Origin of the sequence: Eubacterium sp. AF19-12LB, from assembly GCF_003479125.1 — a bacterium.
Classification (GTDB): domain Bacteria; phylum Bacillota; class Clostridia; order Lachnospirales; family Lachnospiraceae; genus Eubacterium_U; species Eubacterium_U album.
The window spans coordinates 177663-195243 of record NZ_QUGP01000002.1 but is presented as its reverse complement, the minus strand read 5'-3'; the positions used below and the strand labels follow the sequence as shown (position 1 = coordinate 195243).

Below are 17581 nucleotides of genomic sequence, written 5' to 3'. Positions count from 1 at the left end.
ATTTTATAATATGGAAAGTTGATGTATTATTACAAAGAAAAAATTATTATAATTAGAATAGGAAGTGAAGATAATGAGCGAAGGATTAACTTTAAAAAAATTTGAAGAAGCTTCAGAAATAGTTAATAAAGTAACATTAAATACAAATCTTATATATAGTGATTACTTTTCAGAACAGACAGGCAATAAGGTATATATTAAACCAGAAAATATGCAGTTTACAGGTGCATATAAAGTAAGAGGAGCTTATTATAAGACAAGCACATTAACTCCAGAAGAAAGAGCTAAAGGTTTAATTACTGCATCAGCAGGAAACCATGCACAGGGGGTTGCATATGCTGCCAAATTATATGGCGTAAAAGCAACAATCGTTATGCCAACTGTTACTCCTCTTATGAAGGTAAATAGAACAAAAAGTTATGGCGCAGATGTAATATTATATGGAGATGTTTATGATGATGCATGTAAGTATGCGCTTGAGTTAGCAGAAAAGGAAGGATATACATTTATTCATCCATTTGATGATTTAGATGTAGCTACAGGTCAGGGAACAATTGCCATGGAAATTATAAAAGAACTTCCAACTGTAGATTATATTTTGGTTCCAATCGGTGGTGGCGGACTTGCAACAGGTGTAAGCACATTAGCTAAATTACTTAATCCAAATATTAAAGTAATTGGTGTAGAACCGGCAGAAGCTGCGTGTATGAAAGCTTCACTTAGTGCAGGAAAAGTTGTTACATTAGACAGTGCTAATACTATTGCAGATGGTACAGCGGTTAAAACTCCGGGTAGCAATATATTCCCATATATCCAGAAGAATATTGATGATATCATAACAATTGAAGATGATGAATTAATAGATGTGTTTCTTGATATGGTTGAAAATCATAAACTTGTTGCTGAAAATTCAGGATTGCTTACAATTGCAGCTCTTAAGCATTTAAAATGCAAAGATAAGAAGATTGTTTCTATTATCAGTGGTGGTAATATGGATATTATTACAATGTCATCTATATTACAGCACGGTTTAATTCAGAGAGGAAGAGTATTCACAGTATCTGTATTACTTCCTGATAAGCCGGGTGAATTAGGTAAAGTTGCAAACACTATCGCAGATGTACAGGGAAATGTAATTAAGCTTGAACATAATCAGTTTGTATCTGTTAATAGAAATGCTGCCGTTGAACTTAGAGTTACTCTTGAATGTTTCGGTCACGAACATAAAAAACGGATTATTGCAGCTCTCGAAAAGAAAGGCTATAAGCCAAAAGAAGTAAGACCAAATTTATAAATAACTAATATTATTTATATAGATTTATTTTACACAATGAACAGATAGTGATTAAAATACAAAAAGGATTCATAAATTATTTTAAAATGCAAAATATAAATTCAAAATAAAACACAAGGGTGTCAAGAAAAAATACTTGACACCCTTTGCTTTGTATTGTATTATACTCTAAGTGTGATTTTGATATATTTTATTTTCAATTTTAGATAGATGCACTTAGAGGTAAATATGAAAGATATTTTAAGAAGTTCTCTTTTATATGATTTCTACGGAGAACTGTTGACTAAACATCAGCAGGAGATATATGAAGAAGTTGTTTTAAACGACTATAGTCTTGGAGAAATAGCTGAGGAGAGAAATATTTCCAGACAAGGCGTACATGACTTGATAAAGAGATGTGATAAGACTTTGAATGAATATGAAGAAAAGTTACATCTTGTAAGCAGATTTGAAAAGACTAAAGAACAGGTTGAACGTATTTGTCAATTGGCAGATGAGAATAATATGCAAGACATAGAGAATATTGCCAGACAGATTTTAGAGAATTATTAATATAGGAGGTAAGGGCTTGGCATTTGAAAGCTTATCCGATAAATTACAAAACATATTTAAAGGCTTACGTGGTAAGGGTAGACTGACAGAAGATGATGTTAAGGCTGCTCTTAAAGAAGTTAAGATGGCTTTGCTTGAAGCTGACGTTAGTTTTAAAGTTGTAAAACAATTCATTAAAACAGTTACAGAAAGGGCTATAGGGCAGGATGTTCTTAACAGTTTGACACCGGGCCAGATGGTAATAAAGATAGTTAATGAAGAACTTACTAATCTTATGGGTTCTGAAACAACGAAACTTAAACTTTTGCCTGACAATGAAATAACAGTCATTATGATGATGGGTCTTCAGGGGGCAGGTAAAACAACAACAACCGCTAAGATTGCAGGAAAACTTAAAGGTAGTGGAAAAAAACCTTTATTAGTTGCCTGTGACGTTTACAGACCGGCAGCTGTTGAACAGTTGCAGATTAATGGTGATAAACAGGGTGTTCCGGTATTTGCCATGGGAACGAATCATAAACCTGTAGATATTGCCAGAGCAGCAATTGAACATGCTAAAAAGAATAACAATAATGTTGTTATTTTAGATACAGCAGGTCGTTTACATGTTGATGAGGACATGATGAACGAACTTATTGAAATTAGAGATAATATTGACATTACACAGACAGTACTTGTTGTTGATGCAATGACAGGTCAGGATGCAGTGAATGTAGCAACCCAGTTTAATGAAAAGATTGGAATTGATGGAATTATCATTACTAAGTTAGATGGTGATACAAGAGGTGGTGCAGCGTTATCAATTAAGGCTGTAACAGGAAAACCTATATTATATGTTGGTATGGGTGAAAAGCTTTCTGATTTAGAACAATTTTATCCAGATAGAATGGCTTCAAGAATTCTCGGTATGGGTGATGTCCTTTCATTAATTGAAAAGGCTGAACAGGCAATTGACCAGGAAAAAGCAAAGGATATGGAACAGCGTCTTAGAAAAGCACAATTTACCTTTGATGATTATCTTGAATACATGGGTCAGATTAAAAATATGGGTGGTTTATCAGAAATGCTTAGTCTTATTCCGGGATTAGGCGGTCAGATAAAAGAAGATATGCTTCCAGATGATAAACAACTTGGACGTATTGAAGCAATTATTTATTCCATGACAAAGGAAGAAAGAGGTAATCCAGATATTCTTAATCCGTCAAGGAAACAAAGAATTGCTAAAGGTGCAGGTGTAGATATAAGTGAAGTAAACAAATTGGTAAAACAATTTGACCAAGCAAAAAAAATGATGAAGAACATGCCGGGCATGATGGGTGGCGGCAAGAAGAAACGAAGAGGCGGTTTTAAGATGCCTTTCGGTTTCTAGATTTAAATTTAGACAATATTGATATTAACGAAGACATTGGTTTTCTTAATATATATAAATAATAATTATAATTAATTTTTTACGGAGGAAAGTAAAATGGCAGTAAAGATCAGATTAAAGAGAATGGGTAAGAAGAAAGCTCCTTTCTACAGAATTGTAGTGGCAGATTCAAGATCACCAAGAGATGGTAGATTTATTGAAGAAATCGGAACATATGATCCAAACAGAGATCCTAGCGTATTTGATTTCAACGAAGAAGCAGCTAAGAAATGGTTATCAAACGGAGCTCAGCCTACAGAAACAGTAGGAAAATTACTTAAGATTGCCGGTATTGAAAAATAATAGTCAGGAGGTCTAACTATGAAAGAATTAGTAGAGACAATTGCAAAAGCACTTGTAGATTCTCCGGACGAAGTAGTTGTTACTGAAAAAGAAACAGATAAAACTATTGTTTTAGAATTGAAGGTTGCAACTGATGATGTTGGAAAGATTATCGGAAAACAGGGAAAGATTGCTAAAGCAATTCGTTCTGTTGTTAAGGCTGCATCTTCAAAATGCGACAAAAAAGTTATAGTGGACATTATATAGTAACCACAAGTGCAACGGGACTGAATTCAGTCCCGTTAATCATTTAAAAAGTTAATTTAATTATCATTAAAAATTTAAAAATATAACTAAGATCTAACATTAAATAACATTTAATAGATACTGTTTGAAAGGAAATATATGGAAAAATATTTTAGGGTAGGAGTTATTGCAAATACACATGGTATACGTGGTGAAGTAAAGGTATATCCTACAACAGATGATATTAATAGATTTAAAAAATTAAAAAAATGCATCTTAGATACAGGGAAAGAATATATAGATTTAAACGTAGAATCAGTAAAATTTTTCAAAAATATGGTTATTCTTAAATTTAAAGAGTATAACAATATAAATGATATTGAATGCTATAAAGGAAAAGATATTTTAGTTTCCAGAGATAATGCAGTTAAACTTGAAAAAGGCGAATATTATATAGCAGATATATTAGGGGCAAAAGTTATTCTTGAAGATGGTAGCGAATTTGGTGTTTTAGAAGATGTTATGCAGACAGGTGCTAATGACGTTTATGTTGTTAAAACATTAGACAACAAAGAAGTATTACTTCCTAAGATTGATGAATGTGTCAAGAAACTAGACATAGAAAACAAAATTGTTACTGTGCATATCATGAAAGGATTGCTAGACTAATGAATTATCATGTATTAACACTTTTTCCTGAAATGATTACAAATGGAGTAAATACAAGCATTACAGGAAGAGCAATTGACAAGAAGTTAATAAATTTAAATGCAATAAATATAAGAGATTTTTCCGGAAATAAACATGGTCAGGTTGATGACTATCCATATGGCGGAGGAGCAGGAATGCTTATGCAACCCGGACCTGTATATAGAAGTTATGAATCCGTTGTGGAAAAAATAGGATATAAGCCAAGGGTTATTTATTTAACTCCACAAGGAGAGACGTTTAACCAAAGCATGGCAGAAGATTTTGCCAAAGAAAAAGATTTGGTATTTTTATGTGGACATTACGAAGGTATAGATGAACGTGTTTTAGAAATGATAGTTACAGATAATGTTTCTATTGGCGATTACGTCCTTACAGGAGGCGAACTCCCGGCGATGGTAATGATAGATACCATTTCAAGACTTATTCCAGGTGTCTTGAATAATAACGTATCTGCTGAATTTGAATCGTTTAATGATAATTTATTGGAGTATCCGCAATATACACGTCCTGATACTTTTATGGATAAAAAAGTACCACCAATTCTCTTATCGGGAGATCATGCTAAAGTAGATAAATGGAGAAGAGAGCAGTCGATAATCAGAACTATTAAGAGACGTCCTGATTTGATGGAAAAAGCTAATTTAACAAAAGAAGATATAAAATTCATTGAAAAATTAGAAAATGAAAAAAATGCTTGCAAATGATATAGTCTTATGGTATTATTACAAATGCTGTAAAAAGGAGATGTTCCGCTGTTGCTTTTATAGCATTAAGAATGTCTAATGAAATAAGGAGGCAGTTATGAACGATATTATCAGAGAAATTGAGGCAGCTCAGTTAAAAGAAAACGTAGCAGATTTTAATGTTGGTGATACAGTTAAAGTATACGCTAAGATTAAAGAAGGAAACCGTGAAAGAATCCAGGTTTTCGAAGGTTTAGTAATTAAGAAACAGGGTGGAAGCACAAGAGCAACATTTACTGTAAGAAAGAATTCAAACGGTATCGGTGTTGAAAAGACTTGGCCATTACACACACCTACAATCGACAAAATCGAAGTAGTTAGAAAAGGTAAAGTTAGAAGAGCTAAACTTAACTACATCAGAAGCAGAGTTGGTAAGGCAGCTAAGGTTAAAGAATTAGTTAAATAATTATTATACCATAAAAAGGAGCGAGTATTTAACTCACTCCTTTTTTTAAACTTGAAGATTAGATATATTTAAATGTTTAAATATACGATATCATTTTAAAGTAAGTAATTAGTAATGATTTTATGAAATACAATAACGTTTTATGTATAATTAAGGAGGAAATATGGATTATCAGTGGTATCCGGGACATATGACAAAAGCAAAACGTCAGATGCAGGAAGATATAAAATTAATTGATTTAGTGATTGAACTTGTAGATGCAAGAGTACCTTTAAGTAGTAGAAATCCGGACATCGATGATTTAGGAAAAAATAAAGCTCGCTTGATTTTACTTAATAAATCGGACTTGGCTGATGATGCTCAAAATGAAAAATGGATTGAATACTTTAAGGCTAAAGGTTATCATGCATTGAAAATAAATTCAAAAAATAAATCAGGAATTAAAGAAATAAATAATGTAGTTAATGAGGCGTGTAAAGAAAAAATTGAAAGAGACCGCAAACGAGGAATTAAAAACAGACCTGTAAGAGCTATGGTTGTTGGTATCCCAAACGTAGGAAAATCTACATTTATTAATGCATATGCCGGAAGAAATTGTGCAAAAACAGGAAATAAACCGGGCGTTACAAAAGGAAAACAGTGGATTAAATTAAGTAAAACATTGGAATTATTAGATACACCGGGTATTTTGTGGCCTAAATTTGAAGATCAGGCTATAGGGCTTAAATTAGCGTTAATCGGTTCCATAAATGATAATATTCTTGATGTAAGCGATATGGCATATGAATTTGTAAAAATATTAAATAATAGTTATGAAAATGCTATACCTAACAGATTTGGTGTAGAAAAGAATGATGATCCATTAAAGATGTTAGAAGGAATAGCAGAAGTAAGAGGATGTAAATTAAAAGGAAATGTTTTAGACTTAGAAAAAGCATCTTCAATTTTACTTGAAGAATTTAGAAGTGGAAAATTAGGAAAAATTACATTAGATAGACTGTAAGGAACATAAAATGGGACAAAAAAGTATAAGTGATATAAATAATATATTAAAAAACTTAAGTGTCAAAGAATTAAATTCTTTTATAATGGAATTTAACGTTGACGAAAGACAAGGTGTAAAAAAACTTGTAGCAAAAGCTCAAAAAATGCTTGAAAAGTATGAACTTGAATTGCAACGTACCTACAAGATGGGTGAATTTGAAAGAAAATACAGCGATTATGAATTTATCTGCGGTATAGATGAAGTTGGTCGTGGACCATTAGCCGGTCCTGTAGTTGCAGGAGCTGTAATATTGCCTAAAGATTGTGATATATTATATTTAAATGATTCAAAACAACTTTCTGCAAAGAAACGAGAAGAACTTTATGAAGAAATAATGGAAAAAGCTGTTGCTGCAAAAACTGCAATGGTTAGTCCTGCTCAAATAGATGAAATCAATATTTTACAGGCAACATATGAAGCTATGCGTACTGCAATAAGTCAGTTAGAAGTTAAGCCAACCCTTCTTTTAAATGATGCCGTAAATATTCCGGGTGTAGATATTAAACAGATTGGAATTATTAAAGGTGATGCTAAAAGCAAATCTATCGCAGCTGCAAGTATAATTGCGAAAGTAACCAGAGATGCGATGATGGTAGAATATGATAAGTTGTACCCTGAATATGATTTTGCTTCAAATAAAGGATATGGTTCAGCTAAACATATTGAGGCAATTAAGAAGTTCGGCCCTTGTCCTATTCATAGAGAAACATTTATTACTAATTTTGTAAAGTGATTAGCTTACCGTATAAGGAGAGATATTGAATAAGAGAATTATTGGAGGGTATAAAGAAGATATAGCTACAGAATATTTGATTGAACATGGCTATACAATAATTGATAGAAATTTTTCATGCAAAAGTGGAGAGATAGACATAGTTGCAAAAGATAAAGAATATTTATGTTTTATCGAGGTGAAATATCGGGAGAATAATAAATATGGCGATGCTTTAGAAGCGATAAATTATAAAAAACAACAGAAGTTATTTAAATGTGCTAATATATATATAATGGCTAATAAGTTAGTCGAAAATCTAAATTATCGCTTTGATGTTGTAGCAATTAAAGGTGAAAATATAGAATTAATTAAGAATGCATTTGGAGCAATGTAATGATTATATTAAATAAAAAGAACAGAACAACAACAAGTATAAAATTTGGAAACGGAATTCCTTATATCAGTTTTAATGCATTAGAACAGACAGGAATGGTTGTCAATGCATTTTCTACAAGACAGGGTGGTGTAAGTGTAGGCTGCCTTGAATCCATGAATCTAGGATTTAACAGGGGAGATTTAGATGAAAATGTATTAAAAAATCATAAAATATTTGCTAAGGCTGTCGGATTTCCATATGAAAATATAGTTACGACAAATCAGACACACACTACTAATGTAAGAGTTGTTACAAAAGAAGATTGTGGTAAAGGCATTACAAAGGACAGGGACTATTCTGATGTAGACGGTTTAATAACAAATGTTCCGGGAATTGTTTTGACAACATATTACGCTGATTGTGTTCCTCTTTATATACTTGATCCGATTAATAAAGCAATTGGCTTGTCGCATTCAGGATGGAAAGGAACAGTAAAGCGCATAGGTGATAATACATTGAAATTAATGAATGAAAATTATGGTACAAACCCAAAAGATGTAATTTGCTGTATTGGTCCGTCAATATGTCAGGATTGTTATGAGATAAGCGAAGACGTTGCAAATGAATTTATAAACGAATTTGGTAAAAATAATAAAATATTATATAATAAAGGGAATGGAAAATATCAGTTAAATTTATGGGAAAGTGTAAAACAGGTATTTCTTGATGCGGGTGTTGAATATGACAATATCTACACTACAGATATTTGCACATGCTGCAATAAAGATGAATTGTTTTCTCATAGGGGGCATCATGGAAAAAGAGGAAACTTAGCTGCATTTTTAATGCTTAAATAATATCAGCTTAATCATGTTTCCTTCATATAACTATTATTTGTACTAAAATGGAGAATCATATGAATAACAGGCATTTAATAAAGAGTGTGACTCCGGGTTCTATTGCAGAAGAAATGGAAATAGAAGCAGGGGATTACCTATTAGAAGTAAATGGTACAACAATAGTTGATATATTTGATTATCAGCTTTTGTGTATGGACGAATTTATAGATGTTGTAATAGAAAAAAGTAATGGCGAACAGTGGGAATTAGAAATTGAAAAAGATGAAAATGAAGAGTTAGGTTTAGAATTTGAAAACGGCCTTATGGATGAATATAGGTCATGCTGTAATAAATGTATGTTTTGTTTTATTGATCAGATGCCACCCGGTATGAGAGAGACTTTATATTTTAAAGACGATGACTCGAGACTTTCATTTTTACAGGGAAATTATATAACTTTAACTAATATGAATGAAAATGATGTTGACCGTATAATAAGATATAATCTATCTCCAATTAATATATCTGTACACACTACAAATCCTAAACTTAGATGTAAAATGCTAAATAACAAATTTGCCGGTGATAAACTTAAATATATAGATAGATTAAACGCAGCTGACGTTGAAATGAACGGACAAGTTGTATTATGCAAAAATGTAAATGATAAAGAAGAACTAGAAAGAACGATTAGTGATTTAGAGAAATATATTCCAAATATGAGAAGTGTTTCTATTGTTCCTTCAGGTCTTACAAAATTTAGAGACGGTTTATATCCTTTAGAATTATTTGAGAAAGAAGATGCTTGTGCTGTAATAGATATTATTGAAAAAGGGCAGAAGCATTTTTATGAAAAATATGGGATACACTTTATACATGCAAGTGATGAATGGTATATTTTAGCAGAAAGAGAAATGCCTGAAGAAGAGAGGTATGATGGATATTTACAACTGGAAAATGGTGTAGGAATGATTAGAAGCTTTATAGAAGAGGTGAAGGATTACCTTGATTCTATTGAAGGTGATGATAGAGTTATAAATGTATCTACAATAAGTGGAGTGTTAGCATATGATACTATAAAGTCAAGTTGTGACAAGATAAATAAAAAATTCCCAAATGTAAATGTACACGTATATAAAATAATTAATGACTATTTTGGACATTCAATTACAGTTACAGGACTTCTTACAGGACAGGATATATGTTCTCAACTTTCGGGAAAAGAATTAGGGGATAACTTACTTTTGCCTACAAATACATTGAAAGCTGATGAAAATATATTTTTAGATGACATGACATTAGAGGAATTTGAAAAGAATTTACAAATAAATACAATTATTGTAAAATCTAGTGGAATGGATTTTGTGAAAACCATTATAAACGAAAATGAAGATAATAATCCAAAAATAAGTACAAATTCTAAATATGAATTGTAGAGTACTTGAAATTAAACAGATACAAATAGGAGATTAGATATGAGTAAACCAATAGTTGCCATTGTAGGAAGACCTAATGTAGGAAAATCTACGCTCTTTAATGCATTGGCAGGAGAAATGATTTCTATAGTAAAAGACACTCCGGGTGTCACAAGAGATAGAATTTACGCAGATGTAGAATGGCTTAACCATAATTTTACATTGATTGATACAGGCGGAATTGAGCCGGACAGTAGAGATATTATTTTATCACAGATGAGAGAACAGGCTCAGATAGCAATCGATACTGCTGATGTAATTATATTTATAACAGATGTACGTCAGGGACTTGTCGATTCAGATACAAAAGTAGCTGACATGCTTAGAAGAAGTCATAAGCCGGTAATCTTAGCTGTTAACAAGGTGGATAATTTTGATAAATTTATGCCTGATGTATATGAATTTTATAATTTAGGAATTGGTGATCCACAGCCTATATCAGCATCATCAAGACTTGGAATTGGTGATTTGCTTGACCGTGTAGTTGAACACTTTGACGGACTCGAATTAGAAGAGGAAGAAGATGAAAGACCAAGAATTGCAGTTGTAGGTAAGCCAAATGTAGGAAAATCATCTTTGGTAAACAAACTTACAGGAAATAATCGTGTGATTGTATCAAATATAGCCGGCACAACAAGAGACGCAATTGATACTGAAATTACATGGAATGGTAAGGAGTACGTATTTATTGATACTGCAGGTTTGAGACGTAAAAAGAAAATAAAAGAAGAAATTGAAAGATATAGTATTATAAGAACTGTAACAGCCGTTGAAAGAGCGAATGTAGTTGTTGTAATGATTGATGCAACAGAAGGTATTACAGAACAGGATGCTAAAATTGCGGGAATCGCTCATGAAAATGGCAAAGGTGTAATTATTGCCGTTAATAAATGGGATGCAATTGAAAAAAATGATAAAACAATATATCAGTTTACTGCAAAAATACGAGATGTACTTGCGTATATGCCATATGCTGAAATAATGTTCATTTCTGCCCAAACGGGTCAGAGACTTTCCAAATTATTTGATATGATTGATACAGTTTTAGAAAATCAGTCAATGCGTGTTGGAACAGGTGTATTGAACGAAATAATGACAGAAGCAGTTGCTTTACAGCAGCCACCATCAGACAAGGGTAAACGATTGAAATTATACTATATAACACAGGTAGCAGTTAAACCGCCAACTTTTGTTATATTTGTAAATGATAAAGAACTGATGCATTTTTCATATACAAGATATATTGAAAATAAAATAAGAGAAAGTTTTGGATTCAAAGGAACTCCTTTAAGATTTATTATAAGGGAACGAAAGGAAAGTTAAATGATTGCTCAGAGAATTATTTGCATAGTTTTAGGATATTTTTTCGGCCTTATAGAAATGGGATACATTTTAGGCAAGATAAAAAATATTGATATTAGAGATTTTGGAAGTGGAAATTCAGGAACAACAAATACAATGCGTGTTCTTGGTAAAAAAGCAGGATTAATCACATTTTTTGTTGATGCATTAAAAGCAGTATTTTGTGGTTTGCTTGTTTATGCTTTGTTTCATAAATCATGTGAAAATATTATGTTTGTTTTATTGCTTTATTCTGGATTTGGTGTTATTTTAGGACATAATTTTCCGTTTTACATGAAATTTAAAGGTGGAAAAGGAATTGCGGCGTCAGCAGGAATGATTACATCTTTAGCTATATATGATTGGAAATTTGTTGTTCTTGGATTTTTTGTGTTTTTTATATCTTTATATATAACAAAGTATGTATCGTTTTCATCGTTAATGCTTATGGGCTCATTGTTAATAGAAATGATTGTATGGGGGCAGCTTGGAATGGTACATAATCTTAATCCGGAATGCAGAATTGAAGCGTACATTATTACAGGTCTTATGACAGCACTTGCTTTTATAAGACATAAGGACAATATAAAAAGATTAGCCAAAGGTACAGAACGAAAAATTGGCGAAAAGAAGGAGGCATAATATGTCAAAGATTACAGTATTAGGTGGTGGCGGATGGGCTATAGCATTAGCTATGGTTCTTAATGATAATGGTCATAATGTCACAATATGGTCAGCAGTAAACAGAGAAGTCGAAGCACTTAAAACTCATAGAGAAAATAAAATAAGTCTTCCGGGAGTAATCATTCCAGAAACAGTTGAAATTACAAATGATTTAAAAAGTGCTGTTAATGGAGCAGAAATTATTGTTATGGCAGTTGCATCTTCATTTGTAAGAAGTACTTCAAAACTTTTAAAGGATTTGATTCCAAATGGTCAGATTATTGTAGATGTTGCTAAGGGAATTGAAGATGATACGTTTAATACAATGACGGAAATAATTGAAGATGAATTACCAAATTGTGATGCAGTTGCATTATCAGGACCAAGTCATGCCGAAGAAGTAGGTCGTAAAATTCCAACAGCCGTTGTAGTAGGAGCAACAACTAAAGAAACAGCTGTTAAGGTTCAGGATGCTTTTTCAAATCATTACTTCAGGGTGTATGTAAGCCCTGACAGAAAGAGCATTGAGCTTGGTGGCGCTTTAAAAAATGTTATTGCATTAGCTGCCGGAATTTCAGATGGCTTAGGATTTGGTGATAATACAAAGGCACTTCTTATTACAAGAGGAATGAAGGAAATTAGTCTTTTAGGAACTGCAATGGGTGGCCACACAAGAACATTTAACGGATTATCAGGAATTGGTGATTTGATTGTTACATGTGATAGTAAACATTCAAGAAACAGACATGCAGGAGTATTAATTGGACAGGGATATTCTTTAGAAGAAGCTGTTAAGGAAGTAAATATGGTTGTTGAAGGTGCTGTATCTGCAAAAGCTGCACTTAATCTTTCAAAAAAATATCATGTTGATATGCCACTTACAGAAGCTGTTAATGACGTATTATTTAATGGAAAAAAGCCTTTAGATGCAGTTAATGAATTGATGAACAGAGATAATACAAGTGAGCATGTAGATTTATTGTGGAAGTAAAGAAATATGGATGATTTAAAAAAAATACAAAATAAATTTATAGGTCAGATTGGAAATTTTGACATTAATCCTACAGAATTTAAAATGCTCATGACATATTATGAATGTGCTATTTTAGAAGTAAAGACAAAATTAGATGTTTTAAATAAAGAATTTTCTGCAAATACTATGAGAAATCCTATAGCATCAATTAAAACCAGAATTAAATCTCCTGATAGTATATATGAAAAGTTAGATAGAAAAAATTTGGATAAAACATTAGAAAGTGTACAGAACAATTTAGATGATGTTGCGGGAATTAGAATTATATGTTCTTTTTTAGATGATATATATAGCGTTGCAGACATGCTTACAAGTCAGGATGATGTTAAAGAATTAACCAGAAAAGATTACATAAAAAATCCAAAGAAAAATGGTTATAGAAGTTTGCATCTGGTTATAGAAATTCCTATTTTCTTATCTAATGAAAAGAAGGGTGTAAAAGTTGAGGTACAAATAAGAACAATTGCTATGGATTTCTGGGCTAGTTTAGAACATCAGATACACTATAAGAAATTTGAAAATTCTAATGTGGAATCAATTAAGCAATTAACGGATTGCGCAGATACAATTTACGAAACAGATATAAGAATGTTAAATATCAGACAAAATTTGTTAGACAACGAGGATTAAATTTATGGAAAGTAGAGCAAAAGAAACTGCAAAGAAAACAGCAAAGAAAGGTAAAAATGGGATTGTTAAGCTTATATTCAGCCGTATATTTATTTTTGCCCTGCTTATTTTTCTGCAACTTCTTGTATTGTTCTACTTTTTTTGGCATGTAAATGAGCAATTTAAGATATTTTATGATTTTATAAGAATTATCACTGTTTTTCTGGTTCTTTATATTGTTAATGAAAAAAAATCAGATCCAACCATGAAAATGATATGGTCAATTGTAATTCTTATAATTCCAATTTTTGGCGCACTTTTATATTTGTTTGTAAAATTTCAACCTACATCTGTGCTGTTAAGAAAAAGATTAGAAGTAATTAACCACAGGTCGGATAATTATTTAGAATATAAAACAGACATTAAAGATATATTACAAAAAGATGATCCGCTTATAGAAAATTTAGGAGAATACATCTATAAATATTCAGGATGTCCACCATATGAGAATTCAAAAATTACATATTTTGCTTCAGGAGAAGAAAAATATGATTATTTGATAAAAAAACTAAAAGAGGCAAAATCATTTATATTTTTAGAGTATTTTATAATTGAAGAAGGTGAAGTCTGGAATTCTGTTCTTGAAATATTAAAACAAAAAGTTAAAGAAGGGGTTGAAGTCCGTGTAATATATGACGGAATGTGTTCTCTAACCAAACTTCCAATGGGTTATTTTAAGAAACTTAGAGAATATGGAATAAAAGCTAAATCTTTTAATCCAATGAAACCATTTCTTTCAACGCATCAAAATAACAGAGATCACAGAAAAAATCTTGTAATAGATGGAACGGTTGCTTTTACCGGAGGAATTAATCTTGCCGATGAATATATGAATTTAAAAGAGCGATTTGGTTATTGGAAAGATACAGCTGTTATGATAGAAGGAGAAGCTGCTAAAAGTTTTACGTTATTATTTTTGCAAATGTGGAATGTAGATGAAGAAATTATTGGCGATTATAATAAATATTTAGATGTAGACTGTCCTTCGTTGCCGGATACATCAGGCTATATTATTGGATATGGAGATGAGCCGTTTGATGATGAAAAAGTTGGAGAACAAGTATATTTAAGCCTTATAAATACTGCAAAAAAATATGTTCATATAATAACACCTTATCTTGTAATTGATAATGTGATGATGGAGGCTTTGACATTTGCTGCAAAAAGAGGTGTTGATGTAAAAATTATCATGCCGGGAATTCCAGATAAAGCATATGCGTATTGTCTTGCAAGAACCTATTATGAAGAATTAATTAAAAATGGAGTTGAAATATATGAATTCACTCCGGGATTTACACATGCAAAACAATTTGTAGTTGATGATGACAAAGCGACTGTTGGAACAATTAATTTAGATTACAGAAGTTTATATCTTCATTTTGAATGTGGATGTTTAATGTATAAAAACAAGGAAATATCATTAATAGAAGATGATTTCGAAAAAACATTACAGAAATCTAAAAAAATCACATTAGAAGACTGTAGAAATCGGTCGGCATTATATAAATTATGTGGTTCAATATTAAAAATGATTGCTCCGTTAATGTAATGTTGTATTAAAGGGAGGATGAATATGCTTCATATTAAGTGTGGCGATGGTGTAGGAAAGACAACATCTGCTGTCGGTCAGGCTGTTAGAATGTTAGGCTATAATAAAAAAGTAATATTTGTTCAATTTATGAAAGATGGTCTTTCCGGAGAAATAAACTTTTTAAAAAATAACAGCAATATTTATGTTTTGCATCCAACAGGTCCAATAAAATTTATATGGAATATGACAGATTCTGAAAAGAGCGATTTAAAGGATATCCATACAAATTTAATAAAAGAAACAGAAAAAATTTTAAAATCAGAGCATATATCAATGGTAATATTTGATGAATTTAACTCTGCAAATGAATTGAATTTGTTGGATAAAGATTATGCATATAAGATTATTTGTGAATATAAAGATAAAACTGAAATAATATTGACAGGAAGAAACCCCGAAGAAAAATATGTAGAAATTTCAGACTATATATCGGAAATTAATTGTATAAAACACCCATTTGAAAGTGGTGTAAATGCCCGTAAAGGTATAGAATATTAAGAATATATAAAACCTCTTTGCATATAATTATAAAAAATGTAAAGGGGTTATTTTTATGGATTTTAGTATTTATAAAGACATTAAAAACCGTACAAACGGTGAAATTTATATTGGTGTTGTCGGGCCTGTCAGAACAGGAAAATCAACATTTATAAAGAATTTCATGAATTTAGCAATTATTCCAAACATAAAAGATGAAAATGATATTAAAAGAGCTCAGGATGAACTGCCACAATCAGCAGCCGGAAAAACAATTATGACCACAGAGCCTAAATTTATTCCAAATAAGGCTGTTAATATTAATTTGAAAAATGATATAAATGCCAGCGTAAGACTTATAGATTGTGTAGGTTATATGGTTGATGGTGCAACCGGATATTTAGAAGAAGATAAAGAGAGAATGGTAAAAACTCCATGGTTGACACAGGAAATTCCTTTTTCTAAAGCAGCGGAACTTGGAACTCAAAAGGTTATTTCAGAACATTCAACTATAGGGATTGTCATAACTACAGATGGAAGCTTTACAGATATTCAGGCTGAAAATTACATGAAAGCAACAGATATGGCAATTAAGGAATTGGAAAAAATAAATAAACCTTTTGTTATAGTTGTAAATTCAATGGAACCTGAATCAGAGAAGTGTAAAAGTGTAGTAAAAAAATTAGAAAGCAATTACAGGTCAGCTGTCATTCCGCTTAATTGTCTTCAGTTAAGCGAAAAAGATATAAATGAAATTCTAAGCAAAATTTTGTTTGAATTTCCAATAGCAAAGATTAATTTTATGTGCCCTAAGTGGGTAAATGTTTTAGAAGATGACAACGAAATTAAGAATGCGGTTTTAGAATTGTCAAGAAACATACTCATGGTTCTTAATAAAATAAAAGATATCAATTCTTTGCCAAATACTAAAGAAAACCCGTACATAAAATCAATCACGATTAATAATGTTAATTTGTCTGACGGAGAGGTAACAATAACCTATGCTATATATGATAAATATTACTATATGACATTAAGTGAAATGACTAATACACAAATCAATAATGAACTTGAACTGGTTAGTTTTGTAAAGGAACTTGCTGAAAAAAAAGATAAATTTGAAAAAGTAAATTATGCAATAGATGAAGTTAAAACTAAAGGATATGGAATAGTAGTGCCTACAAAAGATGAAATAACACTTGAGAATCCGCAATTGATAAGAAGTGGTGGAAAGTTTGGAGTTAAAATTAAAGCTAATGCTCCATCAATGCATTTTGTCAAAGCAAATATAGTAACTGAAATTTCTCCTATAATAGGAAGTGAAGAACAGGCAAATGATTTAATTGATTATATAAACGGACAAAAGACAGATGAAAATGCAAATATATGGGACACTAATATTTTTGGTAAAACAATTGAACAAATTGTTAAAGATGGGATAGTTGCAAAAATCAGTGGAATGAGTGATGAAACTCAGGGTAGAATGCAAAATACTATAGAAAAAATCACTAACGACCAAAGCAAAGGGGTTATTTGTATTCTGTTGTAAAGCTAAAATCAAGTAGCATTCGTCTATATGTTTAAATGAAGATAGATATCTGCATTCGATTGTCTATTAGAAAAATTAAATATATTTACTTAAGAATATGATAGCGAGCATTAACAAATAGATGCGTAAGTATGCAAACTAAATCAACCTATAATGCAAATTAAAT

The 17581-nt window shown here is 31.3% G+C and carries 20 protein-coding genes; all 20 read left to right on the top strand.

Features of this window, described 5'->3' with window-relative positions; translation table 11 throughout:
* Nucleotides 1-73: 73 nt before the first annotated feature.
* The 20 genes from ilvA (at nucleotide 74) to spoIVA (ending at nucleotide 17415) form a co-directional block, all read left to right on the top strand.
* Entirely contained in the window at nucleotides 74-1294 is a 1221-nt protein-coding gene (gene ilvA / locus DWX29_RS02585; RefSeq protein WP_118565114.1) for a threonine ammonia-lyase, read from the top strand.
* Between the two features lie 228 nt (nucleotides 1295-1522).
* Nucleotides 1523-1846, top strand: a complete 324-nt coding sequence (ylxM, locus tag DWX29_RS02580) for a YlxM family DNA-binding protein (protein ID WP_022088393.1) — start codon at nucleotides 1523-1525, stop codon at nucleotides 1844-1846.
* A 16-nt stretch (nucleotides 1847-1862) separates the two neighbouring features.
* Nucleotides 1863-3215, top strand: a complete 1353-nt coding sequence (gene ffh, locus DWX29_RS02575; protein WP_118565113.1) for a signal recognition particle protein — start codon at nucleotides 1863-1865, stop codon at nucleotides 3213-3215.
* A gap of 96 nt (nucleotides 3216-3311) precedes the next feature.
* On the top strand, nucleotides 3312-3557 hold the full coding sequence (gene rpsP, locus DWX29_RS02570) for a 30S ribosomal protein S16 (RefSeq protein WP_022088395.1): 246 nt from the start codon (nucleotides 3312-3314) through the stop codon (nucleotides 3555-3557).
* A gap of 18 nt (nucleotides 3558-3575) precedes the next feature.
* Entirely contained in the window at nucleotides 3576-3803 is a 228-nt protein-coding gene (locus DWX29_RS02565) for a KH domain-containing protein (RefSeq protein WP_022088396.1), read from the top strand.
* A gap of 138 nt (nucleotides 3804-3941) precedes the next feature.
* On the top strand, nucleotides 3942-4451 hold the full coding sequence (gene rimM / locus DWX29_RS02560; RefSeq protein ID WP_022088397.1) for a ribosome maturation factor RimM: 510 nt from the start codon (nucleotides 3942-3944) through the stop codon (nucleotides 4449-4451).
* Entirely contained in the window at nucleotides 4451-5197 is a 747-nt protein-coding gene (gene trmD, locus DWX29_RS02555; protein ID WP_117909454.1) for a tRNA (guanosine(37)-N1)-methyltransferase TrmD, read from the top strand. Before rimM ends, trmD begins: the two co-directional genes overlap by 1 nt.
* Nucleotides 5198-5294: 97 nt before the next feature.
* Nucleotides 5295-5642, top strand: coding sequence for a 50S ribosomal protein L19 (rplS, locus tag DWX29_RS02550; RefSeq protein ID WP_022088399.1), 348 nt, complete (start codon nucleotides 5295-5297; stop codon nucleotides 5640-5642).
* Nucleotides 5643-5805: 163 nt separating this feature from the next.
* On the top strand, nucleotides 5806-6645 hold the full coding sequence (ylqF, locus tag DWX29_RS02545) for a ribosome biogenesis GTPase YlqF (RefSeq protein WP_118565112.1): 840 nt from the start codon (nucleotides 5806-5808) through the stop codon (nucleotides 6643-6645).
* Nucleotides 6646-6655: 10 nt separating this feature from the next.
* Nucleotides 6656-7420 carry a ribonuclease HII gene (locus tag DWX29_RS02540; RefSeq protein ID WP_022088401.1) on the top strand — a complete coding sequence of 255 codons (765 nt, stop codon included), beginning with the start codon at nucleotides 6656-6658 and terminating at the stop codon, nucleotides 7418-7420.
* Nucleotides 7421-7445: 25 nt separating this feature from the next.
* Complete coding sequence (locus DWX29_RS02535) at nucleotides 7446-7796, top strand: YraN family protein (protein ID WP_022088402.1); 351 nt, start codon at nucleotides 7446-7448, stop codon at nucleotides 7794-7796.
* On the top strand, nucleotides 7796-8635 hold the full coding sequence (pgeF, locus tag DWX29_RS02530; protein WP_118565111.1) for a peptidoglycan editing factor PgeF: 840 nt from the start codon (nucleotides 7796-7798) through the stop codon (nucleotides 8633-8635). Before DWX29_RS02535 ends, pgeF begins: the two co-directional genes overlap by 1 nt.
* A 59-nt stretch (nucleotides 8636-8694) precedes the next feature.
* Entirely contained in the window at nucleotides 8695-10053 is a 1359-nt protein-coding gene (locus DWX29_RS02525) for a DUF512 domain-containing protein (RefSeq protein ID WP_118565110.1), read from the top strand.
* A 39-nt stretch (nucleotides 10054-10092) separates the two neighbouring features.
* Nucleotides 10093-11415 carry a ribosome biogenesis GTPase Der gene (der, locus tag DWX29_RS02520; protein WP_118565109.1) on the top strand — a complete coding sequence of 441 codons (1323 nt, stop codon included), beginning with the start codon at nucleotides 10093-10095 and terminating at the stop codon, nucleotides 11413-11415.
* Complete coding sequence (gene plsY, locus DWX29_RS02515) at nucleotides 11416-12075, top strand: glycerol-3-phosphate 1-O-acyltransferase PlsY (protein WP_118565108.1); 660 nt, start codon at nucleotides 11416-11418, stop codon at nucleotides 12073-12075.
* Between the two features lies 1 nt (nucleotide 12076).
* Complete coding sequence (locus tag DWX29_RS02510; RefSeq protein ID WP_118565107.1) at nucleotides 12077-13087, top strand: NAD(P)H-dependent glycerol-3-phosphate dehydrogenase; 1011 nt, start codon at nucleotides 12077-12079, stop codon at nucleotides 13085-13087.
* A gap of 6 nt (nucleotides 13088-13093) precedes the next feature.
* On the top strand, nucleotides 13094-13759 hold the full coding sequence (locus tag DWX29_RS02505; RefSeq protein WP_118565106.1) for a GTP pyrophosphokinase family protein: 666 nt from the start codon (nucleotides 13094-13096) through the stop codon (nucleotides 13757-13759).
* Nucleotides 13760-13763: 4 nt separating this feature from the next.
* Nucleotides 13764-15347 carry a cardiolipin synthase gene (gene cls, locus DWX29_RS02500; protein ID WP_118565105.1) on the top strand — a complete coding sequence of 528 codons (1584 nt, stop codon included), beginning with the start codon at nucleotides 13764-13766 and terminating at the stop codon, nucleotides 15345-15347.
* A gap of 24 nt (nucleotides 15348-15371) precedes the next feature.
* Nucleotides 15372-15887, top strand: a complete 516-nt coding sequence (locus tag DWX29_RS02495; protein WP_158574482.1) for a cob(I)yrinic acid a,c-diamide adenosyltransferase — start codon at nucleotides 15372-15374, stop codon at nucleotides 15885-15887.
* Between the two features lie 55 nt (nucleotides 15888-15942).
* Nucleotides 15943-17415, top strand: coding sequence for a stage IV sporulation protein A (spoIVA, locus tag DWX29_RS02490; protein WP_117909439.1), 1473 nt, complete (start codon nucleotides 15943-15945; stop codon nucleotides 17413-17415).
* The last annotated feature ends 166 nt before the right edge of the window (nucleotides 17416-17581 follow it).